Here is a 16,390-nt window from a genome sequence, read left to right as displayed (position 1 = left end):
TGGCCTAGTCACCCATTACCACCCCTTCGCGCCGGGGGTCAGCACCACCAAACAGGGTGCCATCATCAAGGCGCATAATGGCTTGAAGGCCGCTGGTTAGCTCCCGCTCACTTACCACATGGCCACGCTCGCGCAGTGATTCGATGGTCGCCTCAGGAAAACGCCCCTCTTCCACATAGACATCCCCGCCCAGCGTAATAGCATGGGGAAGGTTGAGCGCCTCTTGAGCGCTTAGCCCCCAGTCGCGCAGTGCTACTAGCGTACGGGCGGTGTAATGAATAATTGCGGCGCCACCAGGTGAGCCCAAGCTGGCGACTAGCTCGCCGGTTTCTTGATCAAATACCAAGGTCGGACTCATGCTAGAGCGTGGGCGCTTGCCAGGCTCTACCCGGTTCGCTACGGGCTCGCCATCCATTTCAGGTGTAAATGAAAAATCGGTGAGCTCGTTATTTAGCAGGAAGCCTCCCGCTAACCCCGTGCCACCATCGGACATAATCCGCGAACCAAACGCCTGCTCAATAGTGGTGGTCATAGCCACCGCGGTGCCCTCCTCATCGACAATACTGATATGGCTGGTACCGTACTCGGGCTGTTCTGGCTGGCTAGCCCAGCTAACGTCTAGCTCCCCAGGGTTACCCGGTTCAGCGCTGTCGCCCATACTCATCTCTTCGATAAGTGCACTGCGCTGCTCCAAGTATTCCGGGGCTAGCATTAGTGACCAGTCGCCTCCCGGCGCCTCGACAAAGTCAGGATCGGCGATGTAACGGCCACGATCCGCAAAGGCCAAGCGCGAGGCTTCCAAGAATTGATGCAGCCACCCACTGCTTGCAGCACCACTGTCTAATGGGGCTTCAAGCAGTGGCTGCTGATCAAGCATACCTAAAATCTGCATCACGGTAAGATGACCCGATGAGGGTGGTGGAAAACCGCATACTTCCCACTGCTGCCAAGGCGTGCATAACGGCTCACGGGTAAGCGCTTCGTACCCGCTCATGTCCTCAATCGTCAAACCACCAGGGCGCTCAGAGTGGTTCTGAACGCGCTCAACAATGTCTTGTGCCACGGTTCCTTCGTGCAAGGCGACGCTGCCTTGCTCAGCAACGCGGCGAAGAACAGCTGCCAACGCTGGGTTTTTGAGCGTTTCGCCAACGGCGATAGCCTCACCGTCTGAATCATAATAAAACTTGCTCGCTACTGGGTCTTGGCGCAGAAACTCATCGTTTGCCAAGCTGGTATGCAACCGATTGCTAACCTCAAAGCCCTCCTCGGCCAAAGTGATTGCCGGGGTAAATAGCTCCTCCCAGGCTAGCTCACCGTGCTCAGCGTGGGCTTTTTCCAGCATGCGCAGCGTGCCCGGCACGCCCACTGAGAGACCGCTAACCACTGCGTCATTAAACGCCAGCGGCTCACCATCTTGCATAAACAGCTCACCGTTAACGCCTTGGGGAGCGGTTTCACGACCATCGTAGGCACGCACTTCATCGCCATCGAAGTGCATCAGAAAAGCACCACCACCAATACCACTGGATTGCGGCTCGACCAGGTTCAACACCATCTGTACCGCAATGGCCGCATCAATGGCATTACCACCGGCTTTAAGGACTTGGTAACCGGCATCGGTGGCGAGCGGGTTAGCTGCTGCTACCGCAAACGACTCAGCTTCCCAGCCGGGCTTCTCTTCGTAGCCCGATTCGCTTTCAGGAGAAATGGAGGGTGTCTCATAGCTAAACCCCCAGCTATACAATGGCGCTACCAGCAGAACAGGTAGCGCAAACTTAACCGATTTTGGTGACATCTCAGCGCTCTCCATGACAAGTTAAAAAACCACTCCAGAAGAGTAGCCTATTAAAACATCAACGCCCGGCACAATGGCCGGGCGTAAAGTAAAAACCAATGTAGGCTTGATTAGTCGATTTTTTGCCCTGCGAGCATAAACCAGGTCTCCAGCACCGCATCCGGGTTGAGTGATACAGAATCGATACCCTGTTCCATCAACCATTTAGCCAAATCAGGGTGGTCTGACGGCCCCTGCCCGCATATACCGACATATTTGCCCTTTGCCTTACAGGCTTGAATGGCCATGGCCAGGAGCTTTTTAACCGCCCCATTACGCTCGTCAAACAGATGCGCCACTATGCCGGAATCACGATCCAAACCTAACGTTAACTGGGTCAGGTCGTTTGAGCCAATCGAGAAACCATCAAAATACTCAAGGAACTCATCGGCCAGCAGCGCGTTGGCGGGAAGCTCACACATCATAATCACTTTAAGCCCGGTGGGGCCACCACGCTCTAGGCCATTAGCCGCCAACAGCTCTACCACCTCACGTGCTTCGTCGGTGGTACGCACAAAGGGCACCATGATTTCGATATTCTCGAAGCCCATCTCTTCACGCACCCGCTTGAGCGCTCGGCACTCGAGTTCAAAGCAGGGCCTGAACGCCTCTGAAATGTAGCGCGATGCACCCCGGAAACCGAGCATGGGGTTCTCTTCACCCGGCTCATAGAGTTTGCCGCCAATCAGGTTTTCGTATTCGTTGGATTTAAAGTCGGACAGCCGTACGATAACGCGCTGGGGATGGAACGCTGCCGCTAGCGTGGAGATACCTTCAACCAGTTTATCGACATAGAAGCTGACCGGGTCGGTGTAACCTGCAGTACGTAAATCGATCACCTGCTGTAGATCAACCGGCAGGGTGTCGTACTCCAACAGCGCTTTAGGGTGGACGCCGATCATGCGGTTAATGATAAATTCCAAACGCGCTAAACCCACGCCTGCGTGAGGCAGACTGGCAAAACCAAAGGCGCGGTCAGGGTTGCCCACATTCATCATAATTTTAAAGGGTATTTCCGGCATCGCATCGACGCTGGAGACTTTGCAATCAAACTCCAACAGCCCTTCGTACACATTGCCGGTGTCGCCTTCCGCACAAGAAACCGTGACGTCGATACCCTCTTTTAGCTGGGTAGTCGCATCACCACAGCCAACCACAGCGGGGATACCCAATTCGCGGGCGATAATCGCCGCATGACAGGTGCGCCCACCGCGATTGGTGACGATCGCGGAAGCACGTTTCATGATCGGTTCCCAATCAGGGTCAGTCATGTCAGTGACCAGGATATCGCCATCATGGATCTTGTCCATGTCGTCTGGACTTAACACCACTTTAACGGTACCCCGGCCAATGCGTTGACCAATCGCTCGACCGGTTATTAGCGTGCGGCCCTTTTCACGCAGCTGAAAACGCTCAAGCTTGCCGCCCTCCTGCTGGGACACCACCGTTTCAGGACGCGCCTGGACGATGTAAAGCCGGCCATCATCGCCATCTAATGCCCACTCAATATCCATGGGCCGCTGGTAGTGCTGCTCGATAGTCATTGCCTGACGGGCCAGATCCATCACTTGCTGATCGTTGATACAGAAGCGGCCGCGGTCGGCATGGGGCACATCGATGGTTTCAACCGATTTACCAGCGCTGGCATCTTGGCCATAAACCATCTTGATCAGCTTGGAACCCAAATTACGGCGCAGCACCGCCGGGCGGCCCGCAGCCAGTGTCGGCTTGTGCACGTAGAACTCATCGGGATTGACGGCGCCCTGTACCACGGTTTCGCCCAGGCCCCAGGAGCCAGTGACAAAAACCGCGTCTTTAAAACCAGACTCGGTGTCCAGGGTAAACATGACGCCGGCCGCGCCGGTCTCTGAACGCACCATTTTCTGAACGCCCGCCGACAAGGCGACATTTTCGTGGGCGTAGCCACGGTGCACTCGGTAGGAGATCGCACGATCGTTAAACAGCGAAGCAAAAACCTCGTGCACTGCACGCTTGATATTGTCGAAGCCTTCAATATTCAGGAAGGTTTCCTGTTGGCCTGCAAAGGAGGCATCGGGGAGATCTTCCGCGGTGGCTGAGCTGCGCACGGCTACTTTCAGTTGCGGGTGCTGTTGCTGCAGCTGGCCGTAGGCATCGCGCAGGGCCGCTTCAAAGCTAGGGGGTAGCGGCGTGTCAATGATCCATTGGCGTATATTGCGACCCGCCTCGGCCAGCGCCTTAACGTCATCGACGTCCAAGCGTGCCAGGGTGGCATTAATGCGTTCGTTTAATCCTTCATGGGAGAGAAATTCATGATAAGCCTGGGCGGTGGTGGCAAAACCGCCAGGAACCGTCACGCCAGCACCGGACAGGTTAGATATCATTTCACCCAGCGAGGCGTTTTTACCACCTACGCGTTCGACGTCCGCCATGCCCAACTGATCGAACCACAGAATGTACTCTTCCACGTAACCCCCTCGCTCATAGATATCTGCATGACCTTGACGATCATGGATAATTGATTGAGACACCCTAGCACCGCGCCAATATATTCGCCATTGGTCTAATAGCGAAGAGAGTGGAGGATTTTTACAACAGCAGGGCTTTTTGGGCTATTTATGTAGTCGGGCGTATTCGATGCAGAAAACCCTATTAGAGATGGCACGTTGTGCTGGCAAACAGCTCGGCTCACAATAGGCGTATCACTCACCCGTGGATTTAGTTATGAAACGTACGGCTTTTTTTATTTCAGATGGTACCGGCATCACGGCGGAAAGTTTAGGACGAAGCTTGCTGGCCCAGTTCAGCGATGTTGAGATTGATATGCAGACCAAGCCCTACATCGATACGTTGGAAAAAGCGCAGGCGTTAGCAGCGATTATTGAGTCGACGGCCAATCGCGATGGTCATCGACCAATCATTATCGACACCATTGTGGATCAGCAAATTCGTGACGTCATTCGTCAGGCATCCGGGTTTAAAGTCGATATTTTTTCAACCTTCCTGGAGCCCTTAGAGCAAGAGCTGGAGACCCACTCTTCCTACAGCGTTGGACGCACTCACTCGATTGGCAGCGATGATGTCTATATGGATCGTATCCACTCCGTCCACTTCGCGCTGGATAATGATGACGGTGCACGCACCCACCAATACGATAAAGCGGATATCATCCTGGTTGGCGTCTCGCGCTGCGGCAAAACCCCTACCTCGCTTTATCTGGCACTGCAGTTTGGCATTCGAGCAGCTAACTATCCGCTGACAGAAGACGATTTAGATGAAGATGGTATGTTGAAGTTACCCAAAGCGCTCGTGCCCCATCGGCAAAAGCTGTTTGGGTTAACCATCGATGCGCGACGCTTATCGGCAATTCGCAATGAAAGACGCCCCAACAGCCGCTATAGCTCAATGGATCAGTGCCTACAAGAAGTGGAACAGGCCGAGTCGCTCTACCGCACCATGAACATTCCTTATATCGATGCGACGCGCTTCTCGGTGGAGGAGATTTCAACGCGGATGATTGCTGAAACAGGCTTAGCGAGGCGTTTTTCGCCCCGCTAATGCAAAACTACGCAAGTGATAAACTGCGCAAGCCCCCAGTGAATTACATGCCTTTGGGGGCAAAAATCCCCGGTGCGTTGCGCCAGTAGCCTTTGTAATCCATACCAAAGCCAAACACGTAGCGGTCAGCGACTTCAAGGCTGCAGTAGTCAGCTTTCAAACCGGGCACGGCTTTGCGGTTGTGCTGTTTATCCACCAGTACCGCTGTGGTGACGCTGGCGGCCTGAGCTTCTTCGCAGTATGCCAAAATAGCCGCCAGGGTCGCACCCTCGTCCAGGATATCGTCAACAATCACTACGTGACGGCCCGCCATGGGCACTTCAGGTGAAACGCGCCAAAACAGCTCGCCTCCGCGCAGCTCGTTACGGTAGCGAGTGGCATGCAGATAATCCACTTCCAGCGGAAAGCCCAAGCGGGTAAGCAGATGACCGGTGGTAATCAAGCCACCATTCATTACGCAGTAAAAAACCGGCAGTTTATCGCCTAAATCCCGAGTAATCTCTTCCGCCATACGATCCAGCGCCCTCTCTACCTCTTGCTGAGAAATTAGGCAGTCGGCGTTATCCATCAGCTCGCGCATCGAGTCCAGCGACTCTAATGCTTCTTTATCCAACTTTGACATCTACCAACTCCACGGCGGGTGAAAAGCTTTATTTAAGTAAGGGATTTAATCAGCGCTGGGCTTCGGCTTATCCGCTAGCGCTTCCAACTTAGCATGAGTACGACGCCAACGGCCCAGTGCACTCAGCGCGTCTAGGTCTGGCCGTGCTCGGCTATAACGCAGTTTAGCGGGGCGTTTAGAATTGATTCCTTGGCATGCTTCCATCACTTCAAGCGCAGCGGCCCGGTCATTACAAACCAATAGCATATCGCACCCAGCTGCCAGCGCTGCCTGGGCACGCGCTTTGGGGTCTCCCGCTTCGTGGGCGCCTGCCATACTCAGATCATCAGAAAAAACGCAGCCTTTAAAGCCAAGCGATTCCCGCAACATACCCAACCAACTGGGTGAAAATCCTGCTGGGCGCGTATCGAAAGCACTATAAATAACGTGCGCCGGCATGACCCCATCTAACTGCGGGGCTAATTGGGTAAAGGGCACAAGATCGTGCTGTTTAATCACTTCCAGCGGGCGATCGTCTACTGGCAAGGCAACGTGGGAGTCCGCCGCAACCCCGCCGTGGCCGGGAAAGTGCTTGCCCACAGCAGCCATACCGGCATCATGAAGCCCTTGAATAAAGGCGCTACCTAGTTGCGCCACGTGCTGGGGGTCACTACTAAAACTACGATCGCCGATAACGCTGGACAGACCGCTCTCAACATCTAATACCGGGGCGAAGCTCAGATCCAAACCACAGGCAGCCATCTCCATACCTAACAACCAGCCGGCATCTTTGGCTAACGCCAGCCCCTCTTCCGGGGTGGTGCGGTAGCTCTCACCGATACGCGCCATGGCTGGCAGGCGTGTTAACCCCTCTTTGATGCGTTGAACGCGACCGCCCTCTTGATCCACGGCGAGCAGTAAATCAGCACGCACGCGGCGAATATCGCTGCAGAGCTTGCGAACCTGATAGCCATTTTCGACATTGCGGGCAAACAGAATAACGCCCCCGACCGTCGGGTCTAGCAGCAAGCGCTTTTCTGCAGCCGTCAATTTGGTGCCTTCAAGGTCAAGCATGACCGGGCCTAACGGTTGAGTCATCGTGATAGGTCCATTAAAAGGGGCGATGATTCTAGACGATCGTCTAGCGGTGTCAAAATCTGTGTAGTTTTGCCAAGGCAATCGTCGTTGGCAATCGATAAACTTCGATGATGAGGGCAGGTTTCCGCGAGGGCGCTGTTACCCCATCCATGGGCGCTACTTTCGCCGTCCCTGAAGCGAAAGACCCTCGCTTCAACCTACCCTCCCCATGTGATCATGGATTTTGAAACAATTGAAAAAGGTCAATCAAAGGATTGGCGGCCACCGTGCAACCAAACAGGTGTTCCCGGCAACGCTAACGAAAAGATATAGAGCAGATCAGGATTGCGTACACGAATACAGCCGTGGGACGCAGCTACTCCCATAGGCTCTTCATACGGCGTCCCGTGCAGGTAGATATAGCGCCTTTGCGAGTCCACCTGACCACCGCGGTTCACGCCTTTTTCCAAGCCACACAGCCACAGTATGCGGGTCAAAATCCAATCACGCTCAGGATGCTCTTTGGCGAGTTCGGGCGAAAAGGTCTCGCCCGTCCAGCGACGACCGCGAAACACCGCATTTTCGGGCATGTCTCCACCAATAGCGGCTCGCACATAATGCCAGCCGTGGGGCGTTTTACCACTGCCATTGCGCTCCCCGCTTCCAGCAGCACCGGAGGAGATTGCACACTCATGGAGCACTTTAGGCCCTCGCCAACAGCGCAGCGCCTGTTGGGTAGTATCAATCTCCAGCCAGATATTCTCAGTGGGAGGTAGCTCAGCTAGCGTAGGCGTTCGCATGTTTTCCTTCTTCAGGTTTGGCTTCTTCAAGGGTCATGGGTAACGGCGCATTCATGGCAGCCACAACGACAGGAAGCAAGCGTCTGACCAAATCACGCACCGAGACCTGTTCGTGGTAATCCTTCTCCGCGATATCGCGCAGTGCATCGAGGCCAGAAAGGGTAAATATTACCGTCCCAAGCATAAAGTGTAGCCGCCAAAAGCGCTCAGCGTCAGGCAGATCCGGCGTTGCTTTACGTACAAGCTCGGTGAAGCGGGTAAACACATCACCATACTCTTGCTGGATATAGCGCCTGAGATGCCCCTGTGCCTGGCTGTAGGCAAGACCGAGCAAGCGCATGAACACTTTTAAGCTATTACGTTCGGCGGGTACCGCAAGAACGGTGGTGGCCATGGTTTCGAGCAGTGTTTCAAGTGGAATAACACGACCAGCGTGTTGGCCTTCCAGCTCATCCAGCGCGGTATGAAAACGCTGAGTAAAAGGATCCAAATAGCGGGAAAAAACGGCCTGAATCAGGGCTTTTTTGGAACCAAAATGGTAATTAACAGCGGCCAGGTTAACGCGCGCTTTGCTAGTGATGTTGCGCAGCGAAGTTTCGGCAAAACCCCGCTCTGCAAACAGCACCTCAGCAGTATCGAGTATACGGGTCACCGTATCAGATTGAGCCATGTCGCTCTCCAGGGAAACAGGTGTTTAAAACATAGCAAAATACTATGCCATAACCTTGGTGGGCTCAACGCTTGATTTACTGACAAAATGTGGCAGGTTAAATAAGCAGAAACTTAGTTTCAAACGATTAAGGGGCCTCTGTTTAACGTAATGAGCGAAGACCAGACAAGGCAAAAATCAACGAAAAAGCGGAGTTTACGGGTTGTAAATGAGCATTTTGAGGCGATTTTTAACGCCGTATGGTCGAGCGCAATAGTTAATCAGAGGTTTCTTAGGAAAATTGTATAGACATAGTCGATAGGCACTGACAGGCCATATACTGGACAGAGGAACATACTGTATACTTAAACACTTATTGATTAAGTCGACATTTAGCTTGTTACTGTCTATTCACTATTTATGGAGTCTGGTATGTCGCGTCCGCTAACCGCTCGCCAACAGCACGTGTTTGATTTTATCGTTAAGACTATGGGCGAATTTGGCTACCCTCCTACCCGTGCTGAGATTGCCAAAGCACTCGGCTTCCGCTCCCCCAATGCGGCTGAAGAGCACCTGCGCGCGCTGGAACGCAAAGGCGTTATTCGCATTATCCGCAACACGTCTCGAGGCATTCGCCTGCCCAACCAGGAACCTCAAGAGACCCTCGATAGCGCAGTCACCGCGTTACCCGCTGCCAACGTTGAACCCCTGCCCGCTGGCCTGCCAGTGATCGGTGAGGTGGCCGCTGGAAGCCCCATTTTAGCCGCTGAACATATTGATCGTTACTGCCCCCTGCCGGCTGAGTACTTCACGCCCAAAGCTGACTACCTGCTGCGTGTGCGCGGGCTTTCCATGAAGGATATTGGCATTTTGGAGGGTGATTTATTGGCGGTTCATCGCACCGAACGAGTGCGCGATGGCCAGATCGTGGTTGCCCGCTTAGACGATGAAGTAACGGTTAAACGCTTCAAACGCCAGGGGCATCAAGTGACGCTGTTTGCAGAGAACCCTGATTTTGCGCCCATTGAAATCGACCTGCGCTCCCAATCCCTCGATATCGAAGGCGTTGGAGTCGGAGTGATTCGAGGCGGTAACGGCCAGGCACTCGGCTAGCAGCCTGTCGGACTTAACACTGATCTACTGCGAATCCCGGTATTTTGGCCAACTTTATTCGATCGATTTCGTTAAATAGCGCGCTATTCGCCTCAATCGATCGATAAATTTGGCTCAAAATCCGTGCTTCTCGCGACGATCGGTCAAGCCCGACAGGCTGCTAGCCCCCACACTATTGCATGTCGATATAGCGGTGGTCATTGAAGGTGGCCACCCAGTTAGGGTGATAGACCAATAAAATACTTAGCAGCATGCCGGTAATAAACGCCTCTGAAGGCATTAACAAGGGCAGGAAGCGCGCGTACTCCTGGGCAAGGTAGATCGCCTCAGGGTCAGTCCCTGCGACGATAATCAGCACTACCGCCGCCAGACCTCCCCCTAGCGTTGCCAGCGCCGCGCCGAAAAAACCGCAGGCAAACAGAAAGACCATCAAGTTATCCGGCAGGCGGCGATCTACCAGCCGCCATACCGTGCCAATAACGGCCGCCGGAACGATCCCGGTAACCAGCACATTTGCCCCCAACAACATCCATTCATTGCGACCAATCACCACCATGGCGATATTGATCAGCACGTTGCTGATCAGCGCTAACGGCGCTTTAAAAACCAGTGTCATCAATACCGTAAAGACAAGGTGCAGCGTTAGCCAATCAACCGCCTGCGCGCGAAGCTGCCACATAAGCATCACCGCCAGCGTGGCGCCTAACCAGCGGTGCTGAAGCGCGGTATCCTCGATCAATACCTGCCAGGGCCGCCGCCAAAGTGTCCACGCTATCACGCCCAGCGAGAGTAGCCAGGTGAGCAGCAGCGCCCAGGGCGCTAGTACACTTTGCGCAAATGACATGGCGGCCTCTAGGGTTGATGAGCGTTAACTAAATACCACTGTCTTGTTGCCGTGCACCAGCACGCGATCTTCCAAGTGCCAGCGCAAGCCCCGAGCGAGCACGGCTTTTTCTACATCACGTCCAAAGCGCACTAGATCAGTGGGTGTGTGGCAGTGGCTAACACGATGGATATCCTGTTCGATGATAGGACCTGCGTCGAGTTCCTCGGTTACATAGTGACAGGTAGCGCCGATCAGTTTAACGCCACGCTGGTAAGCTTGATGGTAAGGCTTAGCCCCGGCAAAAGAGGGCAAAAAGCTGTGGTGAATATTGATCACTCGCCCCGCATAGCGCGCGCACAGCTCGGGGGGCAGTATTTGCATATAGCGCGCCAGCACCACGCAGTCAGCGCGAGCGCTGTCGATTTCAGCTTGAACCTTGGCAAACGACGCTTGCTTATTGTCGGGGTCGACCGGCACATGGTGGTAAGGAATGCCGTACCACTCGGTCAGCGAACGCATATCGTCATGGTTGGAGATAACCCCAACAATATCGCAATCCAGCTCACCCGCCTGCCAGCGGTAAAGTAGATCTACCAAGCAGTGTGACTCCCGCGACACCATCAGCACTACGCGGCGACGCTGCTGGGTATCCACCAGTGACCACTGCATATTGAATTCGCTGGCCACCGGTTCAAACGCCGCGCGCAGTGCTTCCACCGACATACCCACCGAATCCGCCAGAATTTCATAGCGCATAAAAAAGCAGCCGGTTTCTAAATCAGAGTGCTGGCTGGCTTCGGTGATGGAGCCACCCTGCTGGGCAATAAAGTTTGAAACCCGTGCAACAATACCTACCCGATCAGGACAGGAAACCACTAAACGATAATAATGAGACATGTGAGCTACTCTTGACCTATTTCTAAGGTAATTATGACAAACCAGCGGCTTAGGCTGCATATTGTATCGGAAGGCCAAGGATGATTGTTAGCCGCCCCTGCCTTCCCGTATAGTTAAGTCACTACTTTTTAGGTTTTTCATAACAGATGCATTCATCACGCGTTCAAATTCGTCCCCGTCGTCGTCCACCGCTGCGCATTTTGCCGCTGGGGGGTTGCGGTGAGATTGGAATGAATCTAACGCTATACGGCTATGACGAGCACTGGATAGCCGTGGACTGCGGCATGATGATCCGCCAGGATCTTCCCAACTCGCCGCTGCAGGTACCCAATCTCGATACGCCGAAAGCACTAGGGATCGTGCCCAAAGCGCTATTTATCACCCATGGCCACGAAGACCACATTGGTGCGGTCGCCTGGCTCTGGCCAATGTGGAACTGCCCCATTTATGCCACCCCACTGGCAGCTGGACTGTTGCGGCTAAAATTTGCCGAGCATCAGCTTAGCAGCGCAGCAATCCATGTTATTGAACCTGGCGAGGCGTTGGAAAGCGGGCCATTTACGCTGCGCTATCTGCTTTTAACCCACTCGATTCCCGAAAGCTGTGCGCTGATCATGATGGCCGGAGGCTATCGCGTTCTACATACCGGCGACTGGAAACTCGATCCTGAACCGATCATCGGCACGCCGATAAGCGCGGCCCAGTTCAAGGCGCTTGCGCCAGTTGATTTAGTGGTGGGCGATTCTACTAACGCCCCCATGCCCGGGCACTCAGGCAGCGAGGGGGACGTCGCCCGGGCGCTGGCAAAAACTCTCAGCAACTGCCAGGGCCGCGTAGTGGTCTCCTGCTTTGCCAGCAATCTTGCCCGGGTGTTAGCGATAGGGCGCGCAGCCCATCAATGTGGCCGCCGCATCAGCTTGATGGGCCGTTCTATGGAGCGCATGGTCAGCGTTGCACGTGGGCTTGGCTATATGGATGATTTACCGCCGCTGGTGCCCAATCATGACTTAGGTTACCTCCCCCCGGATGAAGTGGTGATTATCGCCACCGGCAGCCAGGGTGAACCCCGCGCTGCACTACAGCGTCTAGCTCAGGGGCGGCACCCTTTTGTGGATCTTCAGCCGGGCGATAACGTCATCTTTTCGGCTAAAGCCATCCCCGGCAATGAGCGCCCCATTGAGCAGCTTAAAAAGCGCTTGGCGCACTTAGGTGTCAGCATCTATGACGAGGTCAATCATCCTGAGTTGCATGCCACCGGGCATCCAGCTGAGGATGAGCTCATCAAGCTTTACCAGTGGGTAAGACCCAAGCATCTTATGCCAGTGCATGGCGAAGTGCGCCACCAGCAGGCTCATCAGGCAATTGCCCAACAGCTGGGCGTTAGCGCGCCGCTAGCGCCGGTGAATGGTGATCTAATTTTCTTCGATAGCCACGGGCTGCGCTGTGAGGCGCGCTATCCGCAGCCGCCCTGCATTGTCAGTCAAAACAGTGTGGTACCCCACCCTGGCCTCGAGGTAAACGACGCCAGCAAGGCCCGTCGCGGCAGCTTATACTTAGCGCTGCCGGTGACGGCTACTGAGACAGGATGGGCGCGTATTGGTCGCTTGATGCTGGATGCCTCGGGGGCCAGCCCGCTGGATGAAGATAGCTTTAGCGATTGGCTGGACGATCAGCTTGATGAGATTGCTGCAGAGACGCTTGCCGACTTGCGCCAGGCATTGCAGCCCCGCTTGGTTCACTGGTTAGCGGAGCATATGCAGCACCTGCCCGACGTGCACCTACAGATTATGGCCGCCGAAATGCCCGAACAACCCATCTTGAAAAATGCGGCTAATCGCTAGCGCCAAGTCATCGCGAGCAACGACGCGGGAAACTCATTCCCACCGCGCGGCATCCTGTTGGTCGGAGTGGCGCTCTTTGACCCAATACTCGCCCTGGGTAGAGTGCTCTTTCTTCCAGAAAGGCGCCTGGGTTTTCAGAAAATCCATAATAAAATCGCAGGCTTCAAACGCTTCACGCCGATGCGCGCTAGCCACCAGCACGCGCACAATCGGATCGCCGGGCCCCAGGTAACCGACGCGGTGAATGATTCGTACCGCCTGGAGCGACCAGCGCTGCCAGGCCTGCTCACCAATCTCCGTCAGCGTACGTTCGGTCATGCCCGGGTAGTGCTCCAGCGTTAACCCTGTGACGTCCGGCGTTTCATTAAAATCACGCACAAGGCCGGTAAAACTCACCACTGCGCCAATATCGCTGCGCCCCGCCAAGGCATCGTCATAGCCGTAGGCCATTGAGAACGGGTCTGCTTGAATGACTACTTTAATATCCAGCTTATTATCCACCCTCACCCCCCTGTTACTGGCGGGAAAAACGCCACTTCGTCATCATCGGTCACTAACGCCTCGTCATTGGCCATGACCTGGTTAATCGCACACAGCGTACGCTGGTCGGTAAGCTGTTTAAAGCGACTATCCTGCTCGGCCAGCGCGGCTTTTAATCCGCTAATGTCGCGGCTAGCCAGTTGATCAAGACTCACGACGGCCTCACTCTCGCCTACCCGCTCGCGTAGTTCGGCTAAAAACTTAACCCGCACACAGGGTGAAGGGCAGCGCTCGCCCAAGCTGACTTCTCCGGCTACACCGTCACCGGTAACAATCGGAGCCTGGGCACTCATACGCTGATAGTCGCCGCGCAGCCCACCCTGCTTGCTATCGAGCTGGATGGCCTCAATACGCATACCTTTATCGACCGCTTTGCACATATCGTAAAGCGTCAAACAGGCTACTGAGACGGCGGTAAGGGCTTCCATTTCAACCCCGGTGCGTCCATTCAAGCGACACAGCGAGGTCACATGAACACAGGATTCGGCCATATCGATATCGAACTCAACCGACACCTTGGAGAGCGCCAGTGAATGGCAGAGAGGAATCAGCTCATGGGTGCGTTTGGCCGCCTGGATACCAGCGATTCGCGCGGTGGCCAGCACATCGCCCTTGGGCAGTTCACCATCACTAAGCAGTTTCAGCGTTTCAGGTTGCATCACAATGCGCCCCGAGGCGACGGCTTCGCGACGGGTTTCTTGCTTATCGCCGACGTCCACCATATTGGCTTCGCCACGGGTATTAAGGTGGGTCAGATGCATGTTTTCACCATTGCTGTTTTGAAGGCATATGTTTTGAAGACGTATTTTTTGAAGACATCGTATCGTTTTTAGCGCTTAACCAGGTCACTACCCATTGTGCAACCGCTTCGCTATCGTCTAGATCTAACTGAGCCACCGAAGCCGCCAGGTCGATAGGCGGTGGCGCACTGAGCGCGACGGCCTCAACCCACTGGCCGGTTAAAATCGCCGCATCGCCAATCCCGTCGCGGTATAACACCAGCTTGGGAATCGGCCAAGCCTTGAAACCCTCGACAATCACCAGGTCAGGTTTGTGCGGCACCATCATGGCAATTAACTGGCCTAAATCAGGCTCATCCTGGCCGGGGGTTTCCTGCATCAGCGCAAACCGCTGACGGGAAGCCACTAGCACCGGTGCGGCACCTGCGCTGCGCAGCTTATAACTATCCTTGCCGGGCTGGTCGACATCAAACGAATGGTGAGCATGCTTAATCACCGCGACGTTTAAGCCATACTCGCCTAATCGTGGTAGCAGCTTCTCTAACAGCGTCGTTTTTCCGGTGCCGCTCCAGGCAGCAATCCCCAATACTGGAAAGGATGCGGTTAGTTCGTTTTCCATGCTGCCGAGACTCCTGATAATCACTAAACGCTACCGTTCTACCGTTTCACACAGCGTTATAGAGAATGACTCTACTCGCCCTCTTGCTCACGGGGTAATAGCCAGTTCAACACAATACCCACCAAGGCGGCTAGACTAACGCCCTGGAGCGTAAACTGGCCACCGCCAAACTGCATGCCGCCAATCCCGAACACCAGTATCAGTGAAACCACGACTAAATTGCGCGGTGCCGTCAGCGATTGCCCGGCACGTACCAGGGTGTTCATACCGACGACCGCAATGGAACCAAACAACAGCGTCATTATACCGCCCATTACCGGCCCAGGAATGGTTTGCAGCAGCGCGCCAAGCTTGGACACAAACGCCAGCACAATGGCAATAATCGCTGCAACGATCATGTACTTGGGATTAAACGCCCGAGTGAGGGTTACCGCTCCGGTGACTTCCGAGTACGTGGTGTTCGGCGGTCCGCCGAATAGCGCTGCTACGCTGGTCGCCAAGCCGTCGCCTAACAGGGTGCGGTGTAGGCCAGGCTTTTCCAGGTAGTTTTTGCGAGTCACTGAGCCAATCGCCACCATATCACCAATGTGCTCTACCGCTGGGGCAATAGCGACCGGAATCATAAATAGAATGGCAGCCCAATGAAAACTGGGTGCGGTAAAGCTGGGGATCGATAGCCACTGCGCCTCGTGCACCGGCGTAAAGTCAACCACCCCCATCAACAACGCTAACAAATAGCCCGTGACAATGCCGCCCATAATCGGTACAAGGCGAAGTAGCCCGCGACCAAATACCGCCAGCACCAGGGTTACCAGCAAGCTGGTCATTGATAAGAAAATCGCTGCGCCATAACCGATGTTATCGCTGGTTTCACCGGTCGCCATGCTAACTGCCACCGGCGCCAGCGCCAGGCCAATCACCATAATCACCGGCCCCACCACCACGGCGGGCAGCAAACGGTGCAGCCAGGCAGTGCCTTTTAAACGCACAGCCTGTGAGATCGCCACATAGACCAGCCCCGCCGCCATTAGCCCACCCATGGTCGCCGAAACTCCAAAGCTCGCCACAGAGCCTTGGATAGGCGCTATAAAGGCAAACGATGAGGCCAAAAACACCGGCACGCTCTGCTTGGTCACCCCATGAAATACCAGCGTGCCCACCCCAGCCGTGAACAGGGCAACGCTTGGGTCTAGTCCTGTCAAAAGCGGTACTAGCACCAAGGCGCCAAACGCTACAAACAGCATTTGTGCGCCGGTTAAGATGATTTTCGGCCACGACTCAGCCTGACTGGCAGCTTCACGCATAAGTGAATTCCT

The 16,390-nt window shown here is 54.8% G+C and carries 15 protein-coding genes; 3 read left to right on the top strand and 12 right to left on the bottom strand.

The features are described 5' to 3' along the window. Nucleotides 1-4 precede the first annotated feature (4 nt). On the bottom strand, nt 5-1,795 hold the full coding sequence (gene ggt / locus KF947_RS21965; RefSeq protein WP_227405115.1) for a gamma-glutamyltransferase: 1,791 nt from the start codon (nt 1,793-1,795) through the stop codon (nt 5-7). Between the two features lie 110 nt (nt 1,796-1,905). Next, nucleotides 1,906-4,281 carry a phosphoenolpyruvate synthase gene (gene ppsA / locus KF947_RS21960; protein WP_227406335.1) on the bottom strand — a complete coding sequence of 792 codons (2,376 nt, stop codon included), beginning with the start codon at nt 4,279-4,281 and terminating at the stop codon, nt 1,906-1,908. Nucleotides 4,282-4,537: 256 nt separating this feature from the next. On the opposite strand from ppsA, the gene KF947_RS21955 reads away from it, so the two are divergent. Beyond that, nucleotides 4,538-5,371 carry a pyruvate, water dikinase regulatory protein gene (locus KF947_RS21955; RefSeq protein WP_227405114.1) on the top strand — a complete coding sequence of 278 codons (834 nt, stop codon included), beginning with the start codon at nt 4,538-4,540 and terminating at the stop codon, nt 5,369-5,371. Nucleotides 5,372-5,414: 43 nt separating this feature from the next. Here the strand turns inward: KF947_RS21955 and KF947_RS21950 are convergent, their stop codons facing one another. The 4 genes from KF947_RS21950 to KF947_RS21935 all read right to left on the bottom strand — a co-directional run bounded on the left by KF947_RS21950 (nt 5,415) and on the right by KF947_RS21935 (nt 8,519). Next, nucleotides 5,415-5,993 (bottom strand): hypoxanthine-guanine phosphoribosyltransferase, encoded by a 579-nt coding sequence (locus KF947_RS21950; RefSeq protein ID WP_009286922.1) that lies wholly within the window; start codon nt 5,991-5,993, stop codon nt 5,415-5,417. A gap of 45 nt (nt 5,994-6,038) precedes the next feature. Continuing rightward, nucleotides 6,039-7,070, bottom strand: coding sequence for a beta-N-acetylhexosaminidase (nagZ, locus tag KF947_RS21945; protein WP_133733507.1), 1,032 nt, complete (start codon nt 7,068-7,070; stop codon nt 6,039-6,041). A 242-nt stretch (nt 7,071-7,312) separates the two neighbouring features. Then, on the bottom strand, nt 7,313-7,849 hold the full coding sequence (locus KF947_RS21940) for a L,D-transpeptidase (protein WP_133733508.1): 537 nt from the start codon (nt 7,847-7,849) through the stop codon (nt 7,313-7,315). After that, the gene (locus KF947_RS21935; protein WP_133733509.1) at nt 7,827-8,519 is read right to left on the bottom strand and encodes a TetR/AcrR family transcriptional regulator; all 693 of its coding nucleotides are present in this window, start codon (nt 8,517-8,519) and stop codon (nt 7,827-7,829) included. The genes KF947_RS21940 and KF947_RS21935 overlap by 23 nt, the downstream gene beginning before the upstream one ends. A 411-nt stretch (nt 8,520-8,930) precedes the next feature. Here KF947_RS21935 and lexA point away from each other — a divergent pair, with 411 nt between their 5' ends. Continuing rightward, nucleotides 8,931-9,611: a transcriptional repressor LexA gene (gene lexA, locus KF947_RS21930; protein WP_227405113.1), complete on the top strand. Its 681-nt coding sequence runs from the start codon at nt 8,931-8,933 to the stop codon at nt 9,609-9,611. Nucleotides 9,612-9,783: 172 nt separating this feature from the next. On the opposite strand, the gene KF947_RS21925 is transcribed toward lexA, so the two are convergent. Then, on the bottom strand, nt 9,784-10,455 hold the full coding sequence (locus KF947_RS21925) for an energy-coupling factor ABC transporter permease (protein ID WP_133733511.1): 672 nt from the start codon (nt 10,453-10,455) through the stop codon (nt 9,784-9,786). A gap of 24 nt (nt 10,456-10,479) precedes the next feature. Then, the gene (gene purU, locus KF947_RS21920) at nt 10,480-11,334 is read right to left on the bottom strand and encodes a formyltetrahydrofolate deformylase (protein ID WP_133733512.1); all 855 of its coding nucleotides are present in this window, start codon (nt 11,332-11,334) and stop codon (nt 10,480-10,482) included. A gap of 230 nt (nt 11,335-11,564) precedes the next feature. Here purU and KF947_RS21915 point away from each other — a divergent pair, with 230 nt between their 5' ends. Next, complete coding sequence (locus tag KF947_RS21915) at nt 11,565-13,175, top strand: ribonuclease J (RefSeq protein ID WP_133733537.1); 1,611 nt, start codon at nt 11,565-11,567, stop codon at nt 13,173-13,175. A gap of 33 nt (nt 13,176-13,208) precedes the next feature. Here KF947_RS21915 and moaE read toward each other — a convergent pair whose 3' ends face one another. The 4 genes from moaE to KF947_RS21895 form a co-directional block, all read right to left on the bottom strand. After that, nucleotides 13,209-13,676, bottom strand: coding sequence for a molybdopterin synthase catalytic subunit MoaE (moaE, locus tag KF947_RS21910; RefSeq protein WP_264478626.1), 468 nt, complete (start codon nt 13,674-13,676; stop codon nt 13,209-13,211). Between the two features lie 2 nt (nt 13,677-13,678). Continuing rightward, nucleotides 13,679-14,476 carry a cyclic pyranopterin monophosphate synthase MoaC gene (moaC, locus tag KF947_RS21905; protein ID WP_227405112.1) on the bottom strand — a complete coding sequence of 266 codons (798 nt, stop codon included), beginning with the start codon at nt 14,474-14,476 and terminating at the stop codon, nt 13,679-13,681. 4 nt (nt 14,477-14,480) lie between these two features. Then, nucleotides 14,481-15,074, bottom strand: coding sequence for a molybdopterin-guanine dinucleotide biosynthesis protein B (gene mobB, locus KF947_RS21900; protein ID WP_133733514.1), 594 nt, complete (start codon nt 15,072-15,074; stop codon nt 14,481-14,483). 71 nt (nt 15,075-15,145) lie between these two features. After that, entirely contained in the window at nt 15,146-16,378 is a 1,233-nt protein-coding gene (locus KF947_RS21895; protein WP_133733515.1) for a uracil-xanthine permease family protein, read from the bottom strand. Nucleotides 16,379-16,390: the final 12 nt, after the last annotated feature.

The organism is Halomonas sp. FeN2 (assembly GCF_020595105.1).
Lineage (GTDB): Bacteria > Pseudomonadota > Gammaproteobacteria > Pseudomonadales > Halomonadaceae > Vreelandella > Vreelandella neptunia.
This window is presented reverse-complemented; position numbering and strand designations above follow the sequence as displayed.

Excerpts from the sequence above, each read along its gene's own strand:
- moaC (WP_227405112.1), bottom strand. The coding sequence starts at position 14,476 with ATGCATCTGACCCACCTTAATACCCGTGGCGAAGCCAATATGGTGGAC.
- KF947_RS21915 (WP_133733537.1), top strand. The coding sequence starts at position 11,565 with ATGAATCTAACGCTATACGGCTATGACGAGCACTGGATAGCCGTGGAC.
- KF947_RS21925 (WP_133733511.1), bottom strand. The coding sequence starts at position 10,455 with ATGTCATTTGCGCAAAGTGTACTAGCGCCCTGGGCGCTGCTGCTCACC.
- ggt (WP_227405115.1), bottom strand. The coding sequence starts at position 1,795 with ATGTCACCAAAATCGGTTAAGTTTGCGCTACCTGTTCTGCTGGTAGCG.
- KF947_RS21940 (WP_133733508.1), bottom strand. The coding sequence starts at position 7,849 with ATGCGAACGCCTACGCTAGCTGAGCTACCTCCCACTGAGAATATCTGG.
- purU (WP_133733512.1), bottom strand. The coding sequence starts at position 11,334 with ATGTCTCATTATTATCGTTTAGTGGTTTCCTGTCCTGATCGGGTAGGT.
- KF947_RS21950 (WP_009286922.1), bottom strand. The coding sequence starts at position 5,993 with ATGTCAAAGTTGGATAAAGAAGCATTAGAGTCGCTGGACTCGATGCGC.
- nagZ (WP_133733507.1), bottom strand. The coding sequence starts at position 7,070 with ATGACTCAACCGTTAGGCCCGGTCATGCTTGACCTTGAAGGCACCAAA.
- lexA (WP_227405113.1), top strand. The coding sequence starts at position 8,931 with ATGTCGCGTCCGCTAACCGCTCGCCAACAGCACGTGTTTGATTTTATC.
- KF947_RS21895 (WP_133733515.1), bottom strand. The coding sequence starts at position 16,378 with ATGCGTGAAGCTGCCAGTCAGGCTGAGTCGTGGCCGAAAATCATCTTA.
- KF947_RS21955 (WP_227405114.1), top strand. The coding sequence starts at position 4,538 with ATGAAACGTACGGCTTTTTTTATTTCAGATGGTACCGGCATCACGGCG.
- KF947_RS21935 (WP_133733509.1), bottom strand. The coding sequence starts at position 8,519 with ATGGCTCAATCTGATACGGTGACCCGTATACTCGATACTGCTGAGGTG.
- mobB (WP_133733514.1), bottom strand. The coding sequence starts at position 15,074 with ATGGAAAACGAACTAACCGCATCCTTTCCAGTATTGGGGATTGCTGCC.